This window comes from Acidicapsa ligni (genome assembly GCF_025685655.1).
GTDB classification, from domain to species: domain Bacteria; phylum Acidobacteriota; class Terriglobia; order Terriglobales; family Acidobacteriaceae; genus Acidicapsa; species Acidicapsa ligni.
In genome coordinates this window covers 171431-188244 of record NZ_JAGSYG010000004.1, presented here as the reverse complement: position 1 = coordinate 188244, position 16814 = coordinate 171431, and the positions used below count along the sequence as shown (strand labels likewise).

General features: G+C 56.5%; 12 protein-coding genes. 5 read left to right on the top strand and 7 right to left on the bottom strand.

What is annotated here, in order from left to right; translation table 11 throughout:
- Window positions 1–102 precede the first annotated feature (102 nt).
- The 3 genes from OHL19_RS15020 to OHL19_RS15010 all read right to left on the bottom strand — a co-directional run bounded on the left by OHL19_RS15020 (window position 103) and on the right by OHL19_RS15010 (window position 2822).
- Window positions 103–1536: a flotillin family protein gene (locus OHL19_RS15020; protein ID WP_263358534.1), complete on the bottom strand. Its 1434-nt coding sequence runs from the start codon at window positions 1534–1536 to the stop codon at window positions 103–105.
- Between the two features lie 87 nt (window positions 1537–1623).
- Complete coding sequence (locus OHL19_RS15015) at window positions 1624–2283, bottom strand: NfeD family protein (RefSeq protein ID WP_263358533.1); 660 nt, start codon at window positions 2281–2283, stop codon at window positions 1624–1626.
- A gap of 2 nt (window positions 2284–2285) precedes the next feature.
- Window positions 2286–2822, bottom strand: coding sequence for a helix-turn-helix domain-containing protein (locus OHL19_RS15010; RefSeq protein ID WP_263358532.1), 537 nt, complete (start codon window positions 2820–2822; stop codon window positions 2286–2288).
- A 104-nt stretch (window positions 2823–2926) separates the two neighbouring features.
- On the opposite strand from OHL19_RS15010, the gene OHL19_RS15005 reads away from it, so the two are divergent.
- Window positions 2927–3145, top strand: a complete 219-nt coding sequence (locus OHL19_RS15005; RefSeq protein ID WP_317890585.1) for a TIGR03435 family protein — start codon at window positions 2927–2929, stop codon at window positions 3143–3145.
- A 21-nt stretch (window positions 3146–3166) separates the two neighbouring features.
- Here the strand turns inward: OHL19_RS15005 and OHL19_RS15000 are convergent, their stop codons facing one another.
- On the bottom strand, window positions 3167–3865 hold the full coding sequence (locus tag OHL19_RS15000; protein WP_263358531.1) for a GNAT family N-acetyltransferase: 699 nt from the start codon (window positions 3863–3865) through the stop codon (window positions 3167–3169).
- Window positions 3866–3921: 56 nt separating this feature from the next.
- The gene (locus tag OHL19_RS14995; RefSeq protein ID WP_263358530.1) at window positions 3922–6255 is read right to left on the bottom strand and encodes a RelA/SpoT family protein; all 2334 of its coding nucleotides are present in this window, start codon (window positions 6253–6255) and stop codon (window positions 3922–3924) included.
- A 153-nt stretch (window positions 6256–6408) separates the two neighbouring features.
- Between OHL19_RS14995 and OHL19_RS14990 the strand changes: the two genes are divergently transcribed.
- The 4 genes from OHL19_RS14990 (at window position 6409) to OHL19_RS14975 (ending at window position 11138) form a co-directional block, all read left to right on the top strand.
- The gene (locus tag OHL19_RS14990) at window positions 6409–8247 is read left to right on the top strand and encodes a class I SAM-dependent rRNA methyltransferase (RefSeq protein ID WP_263358529.1); all 1839 of its coding nucleotides are present in this window, start codon (window positions 6409–6411) and stop codon (window positions 8245–8247) included.
- A 325-nt stretch (window positions 8248–8572) separates the two neighbouring features.
- Window positions 8573–9979, top strand: coding sequence for an ethanolamine ammonia-lyase subunit EutB (locus tag OHL19_RS14985; RefSeq protein ID WP_263358528.1), 1407 nt, complete (start codon window positions 8573–8575; stop codon window positions 9977–9979).
- Complete coding sequence (gene eutC, locus OHL19_RS14980; RefSeq protein ID WP_263358527.1) at window positions 9976–10845, top strand: ethanolamine ammonia-lyase subunit EutC; 870 nt, start codon at window positions 9976–9978, stop codon at window positions 10843–10845. Before OHL19_RS14985 ends, eutC begins: the two co-directional genes overlap by 4 nt.
- Entirely contained in the window at window positions 10842–11138 is a 297-nt protein-coding gene (locus OHL19_RS14975; RefSeq protein WP_263358526.1) for a hypothetical protein, read from the top strand. Before eutC ends, OHL19_RS14975 begins: the two co-directional genes overlap by 4 nt.
- A 14-nt stretch (window positions 11139–11152) precedes the next feature.
- Here the strand turns inward: OHL19_RS14975 and OHL19_RS14970 are convergent, their stop codons facing one another.
- Window positions 11153–12376, bottom strand: a complete 1224-nt coding sequence (locus OHL19_RS14970; RefSeq protein WP_263358525.1) for a tetratricopeptide repeat protein — start codon at window positions 12374–12376, stop codon at window positions 11153–11155.
- 115 nt (window positions 12377–12491) lie between these two features.
- Entirely contained in the window at window positions 12492–15950 is a 3459-nt protein-coding gene (locus OHL19_RS14965) for a TonB-dependent receptor (RefSeq protein WP_263358524.1), read from the bottom strand.
- Between the last annotated feature and the right edge of the window lie 864 nt (window positions 15951–16814).

The window sequence follows — 16814 nt, the reverse complement described above, 5'->3', positions numbered from 1 at the left end:
CCTGCTTTTCTCCTCGGCCATCCTGACCTGAACTTTTGTATTCAGATCAGGACTGCTCGAGGAAGTTAGCCTTTCATCCCTTCTGTTGCCTGTCGCAGATGGTTATTTATCTTCTGCTTCAGCAGGCTCTACGCCCTGCACCGGCTTCTGCCGCATGGTCTGCACATTCGCCATCAGGCTCTTGATGTCCATGCCACTCAGCGCCTCAAAGATCGCAGGCACCTGCGCGGCAATCTTCGTCATGTCGCCGGTAATCTTGTTCACACCTGCAGCGTTGTCGTTGCCCGTAGAGATCACCGTGATCTTGTCCACCTTCGACAACGGCTCAGACATCGCACGCACCACATCCGCCAGATTCGTAAGCAGCTTGTCGACCACCGCAGCCTGGTTCCAGCCCTGATAAGCCTCAGCCTTGAGATTCATCGCCTTGGCCTCTGCCTCGCCCTTCTGGAAGATGATTGAAGCCTCCGCCTCACCCTGCGCGCGAATCGCCGAACCTCGACCCTCAGCCTCTGTCGTCAAGCGAGCTTTCTCCGCCGACGCCAAAGTTTCAATGCGCTGACGATCAATCTCAGCCGGCTTAAGCACCGTAGCAATCAACTCCTTTTCACGACGCAGAATTTCCGCTTCCTGCACCTTGACCTGGGCCTCCTTCTCCGTCTGCTCGATCTTCACCTGCTCAGCAATCACCTGCTGCTGCATGATGTTGGTCTGAATCTCATAAGCCTTATCCGCCGTAGCCTGCTGACGCCTGCTCTGCTCCGCATACTGTGATTTTTTGATATCCATGTCACGCTGAGCCTCAGCCTGCCTCGCCTGCGAAGCAGCCTCGGCAATCACCCGCTCCTGGTCTGCCTGAGCCTTGGCAACTGCCGACTCACGCAATGCAACCGCGCGTTGAATAGCCGTATCGCGCTCGGCAGTAGCAGTAGCCATATCCGCATCACGCTTGATCCGCGCAATATCCGGCCGTCCCATGTTGGAGATATATTCGTTCTTATCGCGTACCTCCTTGATCGTGAACGACACCACCTCCAGCCCCATCTTGCTCATATCTCCAGCGCAAGTAGTCCGCATGCGCTCGCCCACCATCTCCGGCTCTTTGACAATCTGTTCCACCGTCAACTGGCCGATGATGCCGCGCAAATGTCCTTCCATCACCAGGCGAATCAATCCTTCACGCTGCTGCGGGGTCTTGGTAAGAAACTGTTCCGCCGCCGTCAAAATCGAAGGCTGATCGCTGCGAACCTTGATCTGCGCCACCGCTTCAACAGTGACCGCAACACCCTGGTTGGTATACAAATCCTGCTGCGGAGCCACATCAAAACTCATCAGCTCCAGAGATAACTCGCGGCAGCTTTCCACCATCGGAAAGATCACCGTGCCATGCCCGGTAATCACCCGCGGCCCGCGAAAACCGTAAACAATCAGAGCCTCATTCGGCCCCGCTTTGCGAAACATCTTGGCCAGCATGCCGAGCAGGAATATCAATACCAGCACGGCTAATCCAACAAACAAAACAATTGTGTTCGTCATTGCGTTCCCGATCCTTTCAACCGGGAGAGTTACAAAATTCGGGTTAGACTACGTTGCTTGATTACATCGCGGCCCTTGCGTTTTTTGCTATCTCTGCATCTCCTGCAGATCCTCCCATCGCCTCACATAGGCAATGCCCTTCTCATAGCGCACAACAAATACTTCTTCTCCATGCGCAATCAATTCCCCTTTGTCCGAACGAGCGGGTACAGAACGGCGCGCACCCAACTGCTCGTACAAAATCTCTCCCGTACCTCCCATGCGAATAGCTGCGCTCACCGTACCTACCGCGCCGGCAACGGCAGTTTCATCCGAAGTCAGCTCGCGTTCATGCGGCAACAACACCCGCGCCAGAAACCAGAAAACCAATCCTCCGCCCACCAGCCCGCAGATCATTGCGACCACAAAAACCATCCCCGCAATCATCCCGCCATAGCGCGTCATCAGGTATCCAGCCGCACCAAACCAGCAGAGAAACACCATGATCGAAAACGCGTTCCACCACGGAATCGTTGCCGAACCGCGCGCCTGCGCACTACTTCCATGCACGCCCGGCGTATGCGAAACATACGGCAGATGCGGAACACGCGGCGGGTGAAAATGCCAACTGATATGCCCCATGCCACCGATGAGAGAAACAACACTCAGCATCAATCCCGCAATAAAACACGCAAAGTAAAATCCCTCCCAGAAACTGGCACTCAGTTGCACAATCGTGATTGCCATTGCTACAGTCGTCAGATTCATTGCTAGTTGACCTTCCCTTTCTTCGCTTTCTTCCGAGGCGCTTCGGGAACTTTTTCTACCGAGACCGCTGGCCTTAAAACCTCCATCAGTCTCGGCATCAATCCAGGCGTTTCCATCACCGCTTCAAGCAGCAACAAACACTCGCGCGAATGCTCATGCCGGGCCAGCGTCAGCAATGCATGCTTCAATTCCGCATCGCGGCGAAATCGCTCAGCCCCAGCAACCAGCCAGAGATCGAACTTGACCTCCACATCCGGCATCCCTCGCACTTCGCTCTGTAACTCCGGGTGATAGCCCTCAGGGTCATCCACCAGATATCCCGGATGCACCTTGAAAAAGCTCGCCAGAATCTCTCGCGTCGTATTGGTCAGGTGCGGCCTCGCTCCGCTTTCAATCTGCGAAAGATAACTCTGACTCAGCTTGCGCCCCGTCTCGGCCTCAATCGCTTTCAGCATCTCCTGCTGATTCATGGCCCGGTCAAGCCCGCGCAGGCTGCCTTCCACCTCGCGCAGATACCGGATTTTCTCGCCTAGTTTCATCCCTCGAACCGCCTCATTTTCCAGACCGCGAAAAGCCGTATCGCAATCCGCAATACAATGTATCGCTAATTGCAATATTCTGCAACGGAAATCGGAAATAGGACATCCTAAGCGGTTTAGCCCGCGAATTTCGGCCGTGGCCGCGGAGTACAGGCGATACTTTCACGGCCGAAGGGATAGAAGGCAGCAGGCAAAAGACGGAGGAATCTTCCGGGTCTCTCTTCACCGCGTTTCAGAAACAGTTGGGGTTGAAATTGGAATCGGCAAAAGGTCCAGTGGAGATTCTCGTCATCGACCACATTGAGAAGCCGTCAGAAAACTAGCGTAGACGGACAGTAGAAGGCTTATTTCCCCCGGGCAGAAACTTCTCCTAAAGCAGACCGAAAAACATCCAGCGCCTGCCTCTGCCGCCCCGCATCATCGAAGTTTTCGACCGCCAGCCAGGCCTCGAAAGCCAGCTTGCACGCGGGCCATTCAGAATCGAGTATCGAGTACCACGCCGTATCCCTGCTGCGTCCCTTAACCACCATGTGCTGGCGAAAGATCCCCTCAAACGTAAATCCAAATCGCTCCGCCGCCCGCCCCGAAGGCAGATTCAGCGCATTGCACTTCCACTCAAAACGCCTGTAGCCAAGCTCGTCAAAGACGTATCGCGCCATCCGGTAGATCGTCTCGGTGGCCGCGCGAGTCCGCTGCAATGCAGGAGAAAACATCACGTTGCCGACCTCGATCACCCCATTCGGCGCATCGATACGCATCAGGCTCGCATATCCCACAGCCAGGCCCGCTGCTAGCCCTTCCGATTTCGGCAGGATGGCAAAAAAACGCGCAGCAGCTCCGACCTCCTTGGCCAGCAATGCCGTAGCCAAGTCCTCTTCGCTGGCATAAGGACCATCCGCAAGCCAGGTCCAGACAGCATCATGCCCCTGCACCGCCTGCCACAGATCATGTCCATGACGATCCGCCGACAGCGGCTCCAGCCGCACCCATCTGCCATCGAGCACAACCGCCTCAGGCAGCCGCGCAGGCTTCCAGTTTTTCAAATCGAGAAGAGGTTCCACCATCGAATCAGGTTAGCAGCATCGTCAAAGCAGCAAAACTAAACCTTCTGCGAACGCTGCACTTCACGCACACCCGGCAACCGCCGCAAGCCCAGCACCATGCGATTGAGATGCCGCAAGTCCTCAGCATCTACAACGAACTCGACAATCGCTTCGCCGTTCTCGCCATCACACGTATCCACCGCGCGAATATTCGTGTCGTCGTTGGAAATAATCGCCGTCATCTCCTTCAACATGCCTGACCTGTCATCGCAGTAGATCGTAATCTTCACCGGATAGCGCTGCACTTTGCCCGAAGCCTCAGCGTCCGTCTTGGCCCACTCCACTTCAATGCGACGGTCGCTCTCATAGAGCAGGTTCGTCACATTTGGACAGCTCCGCGCATGAACCGCAACACCCTTGCCTCGCGTCACGTAACCGATAATCTCTTCGCCACGAATCGGATTACAACAGCGCGCCCGATACACCAGCAAATCGTTCTGCCCCTCGACCTGCAACGAGTCCGAACCCGTCAGGTGCAGCTTCTTCACCGCATCCGACATTGCCGCTTCAGCGGACTTCGCCTCGCCCGCATCCGCTTCACCCGACCCAGCTGCACCCTGCACAGTTCCGGCAAATCCCGGTGCAAGCTTGTTCAACACCTGCCGCGCCGAGTGCTTGCCAAACCCAATCGTCGCCATCAGATCGGTCGCCGTCGCCAGCCCATAATCACCGGCAACGCGAGCCATATCCGTATCGTCCAAACGGCTCATCGGTACTTTGAACTTGCGCGCCTCGCGCTCCAGCAGCTTGCGCCCAACCTCAATCGCCCTCAGCCTCTGATTCTCATTCAGCCAGTGCTTGATCTTGTTGCGTGCCCGCGGACTCTTCACAAACGTCAGCCAGTCGCGGCTCGGCGTATGCCCGTTCTGAGTGATAATTTCGACAATGTCGCCATTGCGCAGCTTGGTCCGCAACGGCACCATGCGCCCATTCACCTTGGCGCCCACACATGCGTGACCAACCTCGGTATGCACCGTGTAAGCAAAGTCAATCGGCGTTCCATCGGCGGGCACGATCACCACTTTGCCCTTGGGTGTGAACGCGTAAATCTCCTCGGGATACAGGTCCATCTTGAGGCTGGACAGAAACTCATTCGGATCGGTCATCTCGCGCTGCCAATCCACAAGCTGCCGCACCCACGCCAACCTCTGCTCATCGCGCGCCGAAATCACCGATTCGCCCGACTTGTATTTCCAATGCGCCGCAATGCCTTCTTCCGCGATGCGATGCATCTCTTCCGTGCGTATCTGCACCTCGAACTGATGCCCACCCTCACCCATCACCGTTGTATGCAGCGATTGATAAAGATTGGTGCGCGGAATCGCGATAAAGTCCTTTACTCTGCCCGGCACCGGCCGCCACAACATATGGATCAGCCCCAGCACCCCGTAACAATCCGACTTATCCTGCGTAATGATCCGTATCGCCAGCAAGTCGAACACCTGGTCCACAGAAACCTGCGACTTCTGCAGCTTCTGCCAGATGGAATAAAGCCGCTTGATCCGCCACTCCACACGCGCCTGGATATTGTGCTCGCGCAACTGCTCCACAATCGCATCTTCAACACTGGCCAGGAACTGCTCGCCCTCGATGCGCCGCGCCTCGACAGCCTCGGAAACCTTCTGATAATTCACCGGATCGGTATAGCGAAACGCGAGATCTTCCAACTCACCGCGCACCTTGCCCATGCCCAGCCGATGCGCAAGCGGCGCATAGATATCCAGCGTCTCGCGTGCGATCGCCTCCTGCCGCTCCGGCTTCAAATGCTGCAACGTGCGCATATTGTGCAGCCGATCCGCCAGCTTGATCAGGACCACCCGCACATCGCTCACCATCGCCAGCAGCATCTTGCGGACATTCTCCGCCTGCCGATCCTCGCGATTCGCAAACTGTATCTTGTCGATCTTCGTCACGCCATCCACGATGTGCGCAACCTGGTCCCCAAACGCTGTATTGATCTCTTCGCTGGTTACCGGAGTATCTTCCACCGCATCATGCAACAACCCAGCGGCAATCGCCGTAGCATCCAGCTCCATCTCCGCCAGTACTTCCGCCACTTCCAGCGGGTGAATAATATAGGGCTCGCCCGAGGCGCGCAGTTGCCCCTCGTGATACTTGATGCAAAACTCCCACGCCTTCCTGATCGGAGCCAGGTCCTCGCTCGGCCGATTATCCCGGATCGTCTGCAGCAAGCCCTCAAACCGCTGTCCAATCGGACCATCCTTGATCGAGGTCGCAACAGACGTTGCTACAGCGGCCTGATCCGGAACTTGATCAGCCAGGAAAGGATTGGTTGTGGGTGTCAGAGAACCAGGTCGGTGGGGCGCCATACTCCATTATAGGGCCGACATTGATTTAAGATCAGAAGACAGCTTGCACTGAAACACGGCTCCGAAGTAACTATCGAACCACCACCCAGTCGCAACCATCTCAAGTAGGCAGTAGCGGCTAGTTCCGCTCCGGGCTTGCATCAGGAGTGAATCATGCCCAAACCGACCCGCCCCCAGAGTTCAACCTCCAGACCTAAACCAGCCGCAAAGTCCGCCCGGCCTAGCTCCAGACCCGCCCCTAGACCCGGCTCCAGCCCCTATCAGGGACGAGCAGGTCAGGCCCGCCGCGACCAGGCCGCACCTGAACAATGGTCCGAACAACGGTCCGAAGCAGCCCCGGCCAAGCCCGCCCGCAAATCGGCCTTTTCCGCCTATTCCTACGGCTCCAGACCTAACTCTAAGCCTCGTCCGGTCGATCCTGAATTCGAAAACTCAGCCGCCCCCGCGAAGCCACGCGCCTCAAAAACGGGCCCCGCAAAATCCAGCGCGCCCCGTTTCAGCCCGGCCGGTCCCACTTCCAGTCGCTCCAGTACTGGCCCTTCAAGTTCCAGCCGTCCCAACACAGCTCGTCCCAGTTCAGCTCGTTCTAGTTCCTCAAGTCCAGACCAGCGCCCCCGCCCTACTCAAGCTCGCACTACTCAAGGCCGCCCTGCCCAATCCCGTCCAGCGCAGGCCCGGCCTCGTCCAACCGCAGCTCCAGTCCCGGCAAGAGAACCAGCCACCCCGCTGCCGAAGCTGCCCGTTCCCTTCGCCGTCGTCTCCCGCCGCGCTTCGGACTCGCTTCGCCGCGGCCATCTCTGGGTCTATTCCTCAGAGATAGAGCAGATCGAGACCGGCCCCGGTGATCCACCAGCACTGGTTCCTGTCGTGGACACACGCGGCCTTCTGCTCGGCACCGCCCTGTACAGCCCCATTTCGCAGATCTCGCTCCGCCTCGTCTCACGCGATCATCTCGACCATGAACAATGGCTGTCCCAACTCGCCACCCGCCTGCGCACCGCCATCAGCCGCCGTAAGCCGCTGCTCACAGAAGCGACAAATGCCTGCCGCCTCGTCTTCAGCGAAGCCGACGATCTGCCCGGCCTCATCGTCGACAAGTACGCCGACATCGTAATTCTCCAGCTCCTCGCCAAAGGCCTCGACTCCGCGGAAGTGCGTACCCTCTGCACCAAGATCCTCCGCGAAGAGCTCCTCAGCGAAGGCGGCCAACTCACCATCTGGGAGCGCCCCGATCCCCGCATTCGCGAGCTCGAAGGCCTATCCGCGCCCGTAACCACGCCGCTCTTCAGCACCAACCCGGACGCACCAACCTCCAGCACCACTTTCCTGCTCAACGGCTTCAGCTTCCAGTTCGATGCCAACTCCGGCCAGAAGACCGGAGCCTTCCTCGACCAGCGTGAAAACTACGCCGCCGCTGCAGCCTGGGCAAGAATCAAGGGCGCCACCGGCAAAGCGCTCGACGTATGCACCTATCAGGGCGGCTTCGCTCTGCATCTCGCCCAGGTCTGCGAACATGTAACCGGACTCGACGCCTCCCGCTCCTCACTCGAAGTCGCCGAAAAGAATCTCGAAGCCAATCGCTCCAGAATCCCTTCCGAAATAGACTGGCTCGAAGCCGACGCCTTCGAACTGCTCCGCGCCTGGGCCGAGCCCAAGTCCGGCTCCGAAGCCGATCGCTCCTGGGACGTGATCGTCCTCGACCCGCCCGCCTTCGCCAAGAGCAAACGCGCCGTCGAAGGCGCACTCCGCGGCTACAAGGAGCTCAACCTGCGCGCACTCCGTATGCTCCGCCCCGGCGGCCTGCTGATCACCTGCTCCTGCTCCCACCACATCAGCCTGCAGGAGCTTGAGGCTGCCGTAGCCGATGCCGCCGTCGACGCCCATCGCCGCGTCACCCTTCTCGAACGCCGAGGCGCCGCCCAGGACCACCCCGTCCTCTTCAACCTCCCTGAAACCGAATACCTGAAGTGCCTGATCTGCCAGGTAGATTAAGAGCCTTCAATCAACAAAGTGCCCATCTGAACCAAGCATCCCATGCATGGTTCAGATGGAAGCAACAAATCCCCACCAGCCTTTGCCTTAGTAGTTGCCCTTGCCTTTGTCTTAGTAGTTGCCTTTGCCTTTCTGTCTGTCATTCCCGAAGGGAATCTGCTTTTGTCTTAGCCTTTGTTCTTGTAGTCGCCTTGCCTTTCTATCTCTCCTCCCCAAAGAAAATCTGCTTCACCGAGCCTTTGTTCTTGCCTTTGCCTTTCTGTCTGTCATTCCCGCAGGGAATCTGCTTCACCCACCCCACCCAAAATGCTCTAATCTAAATTCCATGAATTATGGCTACACCATCGGCGGCGTGCGGCACCAGTTCAACGACCTCCGCGACCTGCTGGCAAAGGCTACACCCTACCGCAGCGGAGACGACCTCGCTGGCCTGGTCGCCACCTCCGCCGAGCAGCGCATAGCCGCGCAATACGCTCTCGCAGATCTTCCCCTGAACCACTTCCTCAACGAGCAAGTCGTCCCCTATGAATCCGACGAAGTAACCCGCCTCATCGTCGATAGCCACAACGCAGCAGCCTTCGCCCCCGTCGCATCCCTGACCGTAGGCGAATTCCGCGACTGGCTCCTCTCCGACGACGCCACAGGCGAACGCCTTGCCACACTATCGCCCGGCATTACGCCCGAAATGGCCGCAGCCGTAAGCAAGCTCATGCGCGTTCAGGATTTGATTCTCGTCGCCGCCAAAATCCGCGTAATTACGCGCTTCCGCACCACCGTCGGCCTGCCCGGCCGTTTATCCACGCGCCTTCAGCCCAACCACCCCACCGACGACGCCACAGGCATCGCTGCATCGCTCCTGGATGGCCTGCTGCTCTCATCCGGCGACGCCGTCATCGGCATCAATCCCGTGAGCGACAACGCCTCCAGCGTCACCCAGCTTCTGCGCATGATCGACACCGTACGCGAGCGCTTCCACATCCCCGCGCAAAGCTGTGTCCTCGCCCACATCACCACCCAGATCGCCGCATTAGAACAAGGCGCACCTCTCGATCTCCTCTTCCAATCCATCGCAGGCACAGAGGCCGCGAACACCAGCTTCGGCATCAATCTAGCACTCCTCAAAGAGGGTCACGAAGCCGCGCAATCCCTCAAGCGCGGAGCCATCTGCGCCGATGGCTCACTCGGCAAAAATGTCATGTACTTTGAAACAGGGCAGGGCTCCGCGCTCAGCGCCAACGCGCATCACGGAATAGATCAACAAACTGTCGAGGCACGCGCCTACGCCGTCGCCCGCCACTTCGATCCCATGCTCGTGAACACCGTTGTAGGCTTCATCGGCCCCGAATACCTGTACAACGGCAAGCAGATCACCCGCGCCGCACTCGAAGATCACTTCTGCGGCAAGCTTCTCGGCCTGCCCATGGGCTGCGACGTCTGTTACACCAACCACGCCGAGGCCGATCAGGACGACATGGACGCGCTACTCACCCTCCTCGGCGCAGCCGGCATCAACTACATCATGGGCGTACCCGGCGCAGACGACGTCATGCTCAACTACCAGAGCACCAGCTTCCACGACGCACTCTACGTCCGGCGCATTCTCGGCCTGCGCCCCGCACCCGAGTTCGAAGCATGGCTCGCAGGCGAAGGCTTCCAACGCCTCTATCTCGAAGCCTCAGCATCCTCTACCAACGAACTCGATATGCTGCTCGAAAGGCTGCTTCCGGCATGAGCAACCCCCGCACCGATCCAGACTCCGAAGGCAGCCTCGTCCAACCACAGCAACGCGCTATCGAGAACTCGCACCTGAGTCCGCAGATAAGCCCCAAGTCGAGCCAACAAATGAGCCCCACGCTCGCCACCCACCTGCGCTCACTCACACCCGCCCGCGTCGGCCTTCGCCGCACCGGCCTGAGCATCGCCATCAACGAACTACTCGACTTCCAACTGGCCCACGCCCGAGCCCGCGACGCAGTCCACGCAGCCCTGCAACCCAGTACCTTGTTGACAGCTCTACGCGACCTTCCACGGCAGAGTAAGGACCCACTGCTCCTTCACTCCGCAGCCGCGAACCGGCAAGCCTATCTGCAACGTCCCGATCTGGGCCGCAAGCTCGACGAATCCAGCCGCAAACGCCTCATCGAATATCCGGAACCCGGCCCATACAATCTATCGATTGTCCTTGTGGACGGACTCTCAGCGCTGGCCGTCGAGCGCAATGCCACCCCACTACTCGCCGAGCTGCTCCCCAACCTGCCGGAGTTCATGCAACTCGCACCCATCTGCATCGTCGAGCAAGGCCGCGTAGCCATCGGAGACGAAATCGCCCATGCCCTGTCCGCCTCGCTCGTAATCGTGCTGATCGGCGAGCGCCCCGGCCTAAGCTCACCAGACTCCCTCGGAGCCTACATTACCTGGCAGCCGCGCCCCGGACGCACCGATGCCGAACGCAACTGCATCTCCAACATTCGCAGCGAAGGCCTCCGCTACCAGCAAGCCGCAGCCCGCCTGCTCTATTACATCCACGAGTCACATCGCCTGCAACTCACCGGCGTCGCCCTCAAAGAAGCAGACCTGCAACTGGAGACTGGCCAATGAGCACCCCCATCGGACGCTGGATCGCGCGCTGGACCCAACGAACACTCCTCGTAACTCTGGCAACTTTCGTCGTTACCTACTGCGGCGACTGGGCCATCTTCATGCTTCGCAGCCAGCCGACGAACCAGATCACGGTCAACAAGTACCTGACCCTGCCGTTGAAAGACAACAAAGTCGAATATGACTTCGAGGGAACCCTGCCCGAAACCTGCGCCCAATCCCTCTATCCTCGCAACGGATCAGTCCCCTGCTGGTATCTGAGCCGCCATCCCACGCAGGTCGATCATCTCTAATGAAACTAAGGCTCCTAAGGCTTTTCCGGCGAATCCTGCGTAGTGCTCTTCGAGTCCCGCGCCGGTCCGGCAGCGGCATTGCTGATCCGCTGATATAAACCCGCATCCTCTTTCTTGTTCAGCGAGCTGGCCTTTGCAAACTCTACTTTGGCCTCCTCTTTCTTCCCCATCGATTGATATAACTTGGCCAACCGAAAATGCGCAGTCACATTGTCCGGCTCCATCACTACAGCCTGACTCAGTTCTTTTGCGGCAGCATCTTTGTCGCCTGTTTCCGTATAAACAATACCCAGGTCAAGATGCAACAGAGGATCGGAACCCGGCAGAGTAGCCGCCTTCTCTAACACTCGTTTTGCCTCATCAAACTGGTTCAGCCGCACATACGTATCGCCCAGATAAATCATCGACGCACTGCTCTGAGGATCGTTCACAAGCTCCGCATTGAACTCCGCAATCGCATCGGGAAAATTCTTCTGCGTCCACAGCAGATAACCCAGCCCAAAATGCACATTAGGCTCCTTCGGATTAGCCTTCACCGCCGCACGAAACTGCTGCACAGCGCCATCCGTTTCGTGCATGCCATCCATCGCCTCGCCCGCGAGCATGTCCGCCTCGGCCGAGTTAGGATCGAGAGCCAGAATCTCCTTATACACCGCCAGCGTCGCATCAAACTGCTTCGTCCACAGATAGCAATGCGCCAGCGTCAACCGCAAAGATAGATTCTGCGCATCCCGCGCCGATGCGTCTTTCAGATAACCAGCCGCCACAGCATAGTTCCGCTGCGCATACTCCGACATACCCGCAAGAATCGTCAACCGCTGCGTACTCTCTCCATTCGGCTGCTTCTTCAGTTCCCCTTCAAAGACCTCCGCCGCATCATGAAAGTTCTCCGACTTGAATAACGCCAGCCCCAGATTCAAACCAAGATTAGGCAATCCCGGCTGCAATGCCCGCGCCTTCCTGTAGTAAGTAACAGCTTCCGTATAGCGTTCCCGTCGCGCCTCCAGCAAACCCAGTTGAGCAAACGCCGATGCATTATGCGGCTCCGCAGCAACCACCTTCTTCCACGCAACCACTGCCTCGGATAGCTTGCCTTCCCGCTCCAGCGCCAGTGCCAACTGCGCATCGCGATTAGCCGCATGCGCACCAGCCGATTGCACACCAGCCAATTGCTGCGCCCGGCACCAGCTCGCTCCAAACAACAGCAACCCGGCACAAATCCAACCTGCAATCTTCACCGATGCCTCCGCATTGCCAGCCCACAACTCCCGTCCACCAGCATACCGCCTTCCAAAAAGAAGGGACGCTGCAGATACAACTTCTGCAGCGTCCCCAAGTGTTGGTTGTGGTTGGTTAGAAAATGAACTTGCCTGTGAATTGCAGGACACGCGGATCCCACGTACCCGTCAACTGACCAAACTGTCCGTTGCCGAGCTGCGGATTGAGGTTGTTAAACTCCGTGTGGTTAAAGGTGTTGAACGACTCAGCGCGAAGCTGAATGTGCGACCACTCACCCACAGGGAAGTTCTTGTAAAGGGACGTGTTGAAGTTGACGCGTCGTGGTCCCACAATCGCATCTCTGCCCGCATTACCAAAGCCCAGATTCGGTCCGCCCGCATATCCGGGCGTCGCGTCCTGGAACACCGAAGGATCGAACCACTGCGTGACCTTCTTTGTGTAATGCATCTTGCCGATAATGTTTGGCCGAGCCGTGTAACCACCGCCAAGACCAACAGTATCCGTTGCGCTTGTAGCCGGTATAAACGGCACACCGGATTCAGCAATGATCGTGCCTGCAACTTCCCATCCACCCAGCGTCGTACGCAACAATCCCGTGCTCTTTCCAAAGAACGGAAGCTTGTAAATGTAGTTGGCGGAGAACATGTGACGACGATCATAACCGCCCGAGGTTCCCGCGTCTGACGACTTGTCATACTTCAGGTTCCAGGGATTGTTCGCCGTCTGCAGATCGGTGCTGGCAAGATCAATCTGGTGAGAATACGTGTAGTCAAGCTCACCACTCAGGCCCCATTTATTTTGCAGGCGAAGACCAGACTGGAAGCTGTGATAGTTGGCGTTCGTAGTGTTTTCTTCCTGGCTAATACCACCGTACCCAGTGTAAGTACGATAGGCGTTGGCTAGTCCAGGATTCGTAAGGCTGCCATTTACAGATGCCAGGCGAATATTGTTTGGCGTCGTAAGCGGGAACGTGTTGATGTTACGGTCAATGTTCTGATGCCATGCCAGGTTGCCGACGTATTGGTTAACCCAGATAACCGAGGGAGCCAGCTGATGCTGAATACCCAGGCTGAATTGAGCTACTGCAGGAGCCTTATAGGTCAAGGCCAGGCTGGTAATACCAGATGCCAGGACCGGCAGGTCTGTGCTGCTCAGAGAATTTCCTGTAGCCCAGCTCGTGTGTGGATCAGAGTAATAAACCTGACCGACAGTTGGGTTGTAAGCGAACGGAACATTGGTCGCGGCGCCATAGACGTCGTTACCCTGCAGACGTTCGTAGAAGGTACCAAAGCCGCCACGCAGAACCGTTCTTCCGGCTCCCGTCATGTCGTATGAGAATCCAACACGTGGCTGGAATGTCGCGTAATCGTTGTTAACCAGACCTCGCGGAAAACCTTGTTGTCCAGTCAACTGCATACCATTCAGATAGAAGGCTTGTGTGCCTCCCGCTGGAATGTATACGCCCGGGCTCGTCGCCGAGATGGAATTGTCTGGGTTAAATACCGCTGCCTGGCCGGGGAGATAAGTGTTGGGGTCAAAGTTCGACACCTGTCTCGCACGTTCCCATGCATGTGGCAGAGCATCATAACGGAAACCGATTTGTACCTGCAGCCGCGAACTGACCTTCCAGTTATCACTGGCGTACACGGAGTTCGTCTCGTTCACCCAGTGACGTGCTGGAATTCCCTGAGCCTCAGTATATTGAGAAGCCAGACCGAGGATCTGCGAGATGAAAGCATCGCCGCTCTGAATGTGAGAGAACTGATAATCGCCACCAGGATCAATCTGCAACTGTTGGCCCTTGGTGTAGCGGTTGTAGCCATAGCCAAACTTGAGTGCATGTCTGCCCTTCGTGTAAGAAATATCCACCTTGGGGTCATAGTCTGCCGCCGCATTGTGCCAGGGAGCATAACCCATCTGCTCGCCTGTACCGTATACGCCGTCCCACTGTGCGCCGGGAAGATTCTTCGAACCATTGGCGAAGAGTTTGTTGACATTCCATCCAGCCGGTTGCAGCGCGTTGGGTGCATTGGTGATGTTGATCGTATTTCCGTCGTAGTTGATCGAGGCTTCCACCAGCAGGTTCGGTGTAACCGTAGCGGTCATCTTGATTGCTGCACTGTTCGACGGATTGCTCAACGTACTTGTCACAGTGTTATACGACTCATAGTTCCAGCCCAGGGTCGCATCTGGATATCCCTGCGTAACACTGTCATGGATATAGTGGCCGAGAATCTTCCACTTGTCGTTGACCGAGTGATCGATACGAACCACATCTTCGCGAACGTCGATTGGGTTCGTGGTGGAAGAGACAGACTGACCCTTCGTGTTGCCTTCCTTGGGAACGACCGGATCGGACGCACCGAAGTAGAGGATCGCATTCGGATCAAGAAGCTGATACGGAATTGTTGTCATCGGCTGCCCGGGAGTTAGTCCCAAAGCAATTTCCTTGGCCGTGTAAGCTGGATCGCTGACCGCTGGCGCAAAGATGGTCTGAGTCGGTGCGAATTTTGGTGCAACATACGTTAGGTTCTGGCCTGCAACCGGGCGATCCGCATCCGGAATCGTATTGGCCGTCGTAGGTTGGCTGCCCTGGATGATCTTGCGCCATTCTTCGTTCCAGAAAAAGAATGTCTTCTGTCGTTGCGTGTTATACACATGCGGGATAAAAATCGGCCCGCCTACGTTACCACCGTAGATGTTTTCGCGCAGCTTAGGCACCGGGGAATAATCTTCCGGGCTCGCCTTTTGATACTTGTTGAAGAAGTTATTCGCATCGAAAATATCGTTGCGATTCAGTTCCCACAGGGTTCCATGAAACTTCTGCGTACCGCTCTTGAGCGCAAGACTGATCGTCGCGCCTGAAGAGATACCGTAGTCTGGCGGATAGTTGCTGGCCAGCACCTGGAACTGCGCAATGGCGTCTGCTGAGGGCTGAATGTCCGGGCCGCCTGCGCTGCCACGATCATCGGCTTCACCACCGTCAATGAGCCAGATATTGTGGCTCTGACGAAGTCCGTTAACTGTGATGCTTGAGCTCGATGCTACCGAAGTCGGCGTGTTGTTATCTGGAAGGTTTGAGCTGACGCCCAGGCCTAGCGCTGCCAAAGCCTGAATGCTGCGATTTTCCGTCGCGATCTCTGTAACCTGGTCGCCGCTAATCAGCGTATCGACCGTGTTCGAATCCACCTGCACTGCCAACGCATCTGCGGTAACGGATACCTCTGTTGTCTCCGAACCGATGGTCAGTTTCACGTCCGCTCCGAGCGTCTGCGAAACGTTCAGGATAAGACCATTGGTCGTTGAAGTCTGGAAGCCTTTGGCAGTGACCTTCAGAGTATAGGTGCCGATGTTCAGGCCGGGGAATACAAAGCCTCCCGAACCATTGCTGACGTTGTTATAGACAAAGCCTGTCTCCGTTTGCCTGAGCACCAGTTTGGCGTCCGGAACGGCGGCTCCTGTTTGGTCTGTGACTGTGCCTACAATCTCGGAGTTCTGCTGCGCCATTGCTGCGACGCATGCGAACAGTAAGAACATAGGCACGATGAGAAATTTAAATCTCGCGAGTCTCATGTGACCTTCCTTTTCAAGTTGGTTCTCTTTCGTTTTGCTTCGATCGTTGTTCTTAGGAATGAAGCCGCTCATAAAATGTCTTGCTATCGATCGATCTGTGAAGTCTCTTCTGGACTCTCAACTCTGGACTTACCCTGCCTTGCATTTCCGTCTTACATTTCCGTCTTACGCTCCCCGGCATGCATTGCCCCTTGTTCACACGAATTACCACTTACTTCCGCTCATCAATAACATCGGCAAAGAGTTGCAGTGTGAATTCACTAATGACAAAAATTCTCCAGTGAACCGATTTATCAAACAAGCCAAGTTCCTTAGTGAAGCGATTTACTAGGCAACGCAAAAACAATCACTCTGGGACGCCACAGCATTCAAGGCGAAAGGCATATCGGTTGTCAAGCACAAAATAGCTCGAGAATTTAAATCAAAACGTGACTACAGAAAACCGGACGACATACTTACAAAATCCCCCGAATTTTGTAGACAGCTAAAGAGACGCCCCCGGTCCATTCGCCCTGACATATCAGCCTTCAGCCAGAAAGTTCCACTCGCCCCGAGCCAGTAGAACCCCAGCACAGCATTCGTACAGCAGCTTGCGCTCAAACGTTTAATTAGAAGCGCTCAGCAATAGGCAGTAGCGAACCGCTTCGCATTTAATGCTTCGGCAAGGACTTTTGTCAACACATCAAAACCGGGGAGGTATCATCACCAGAAACACTTAGATATGTAACCGTTTACGAATATTTTTTTCCTAAGTCTAAAACTCAAAAGTTACCCTAAGTCCTCTAACAGACAATCGTATGTCTAGCTCAAACGCATTTCCGCGTGACAGATAGCCTCGAATGAAAAGCCTTACAATTCAATTTT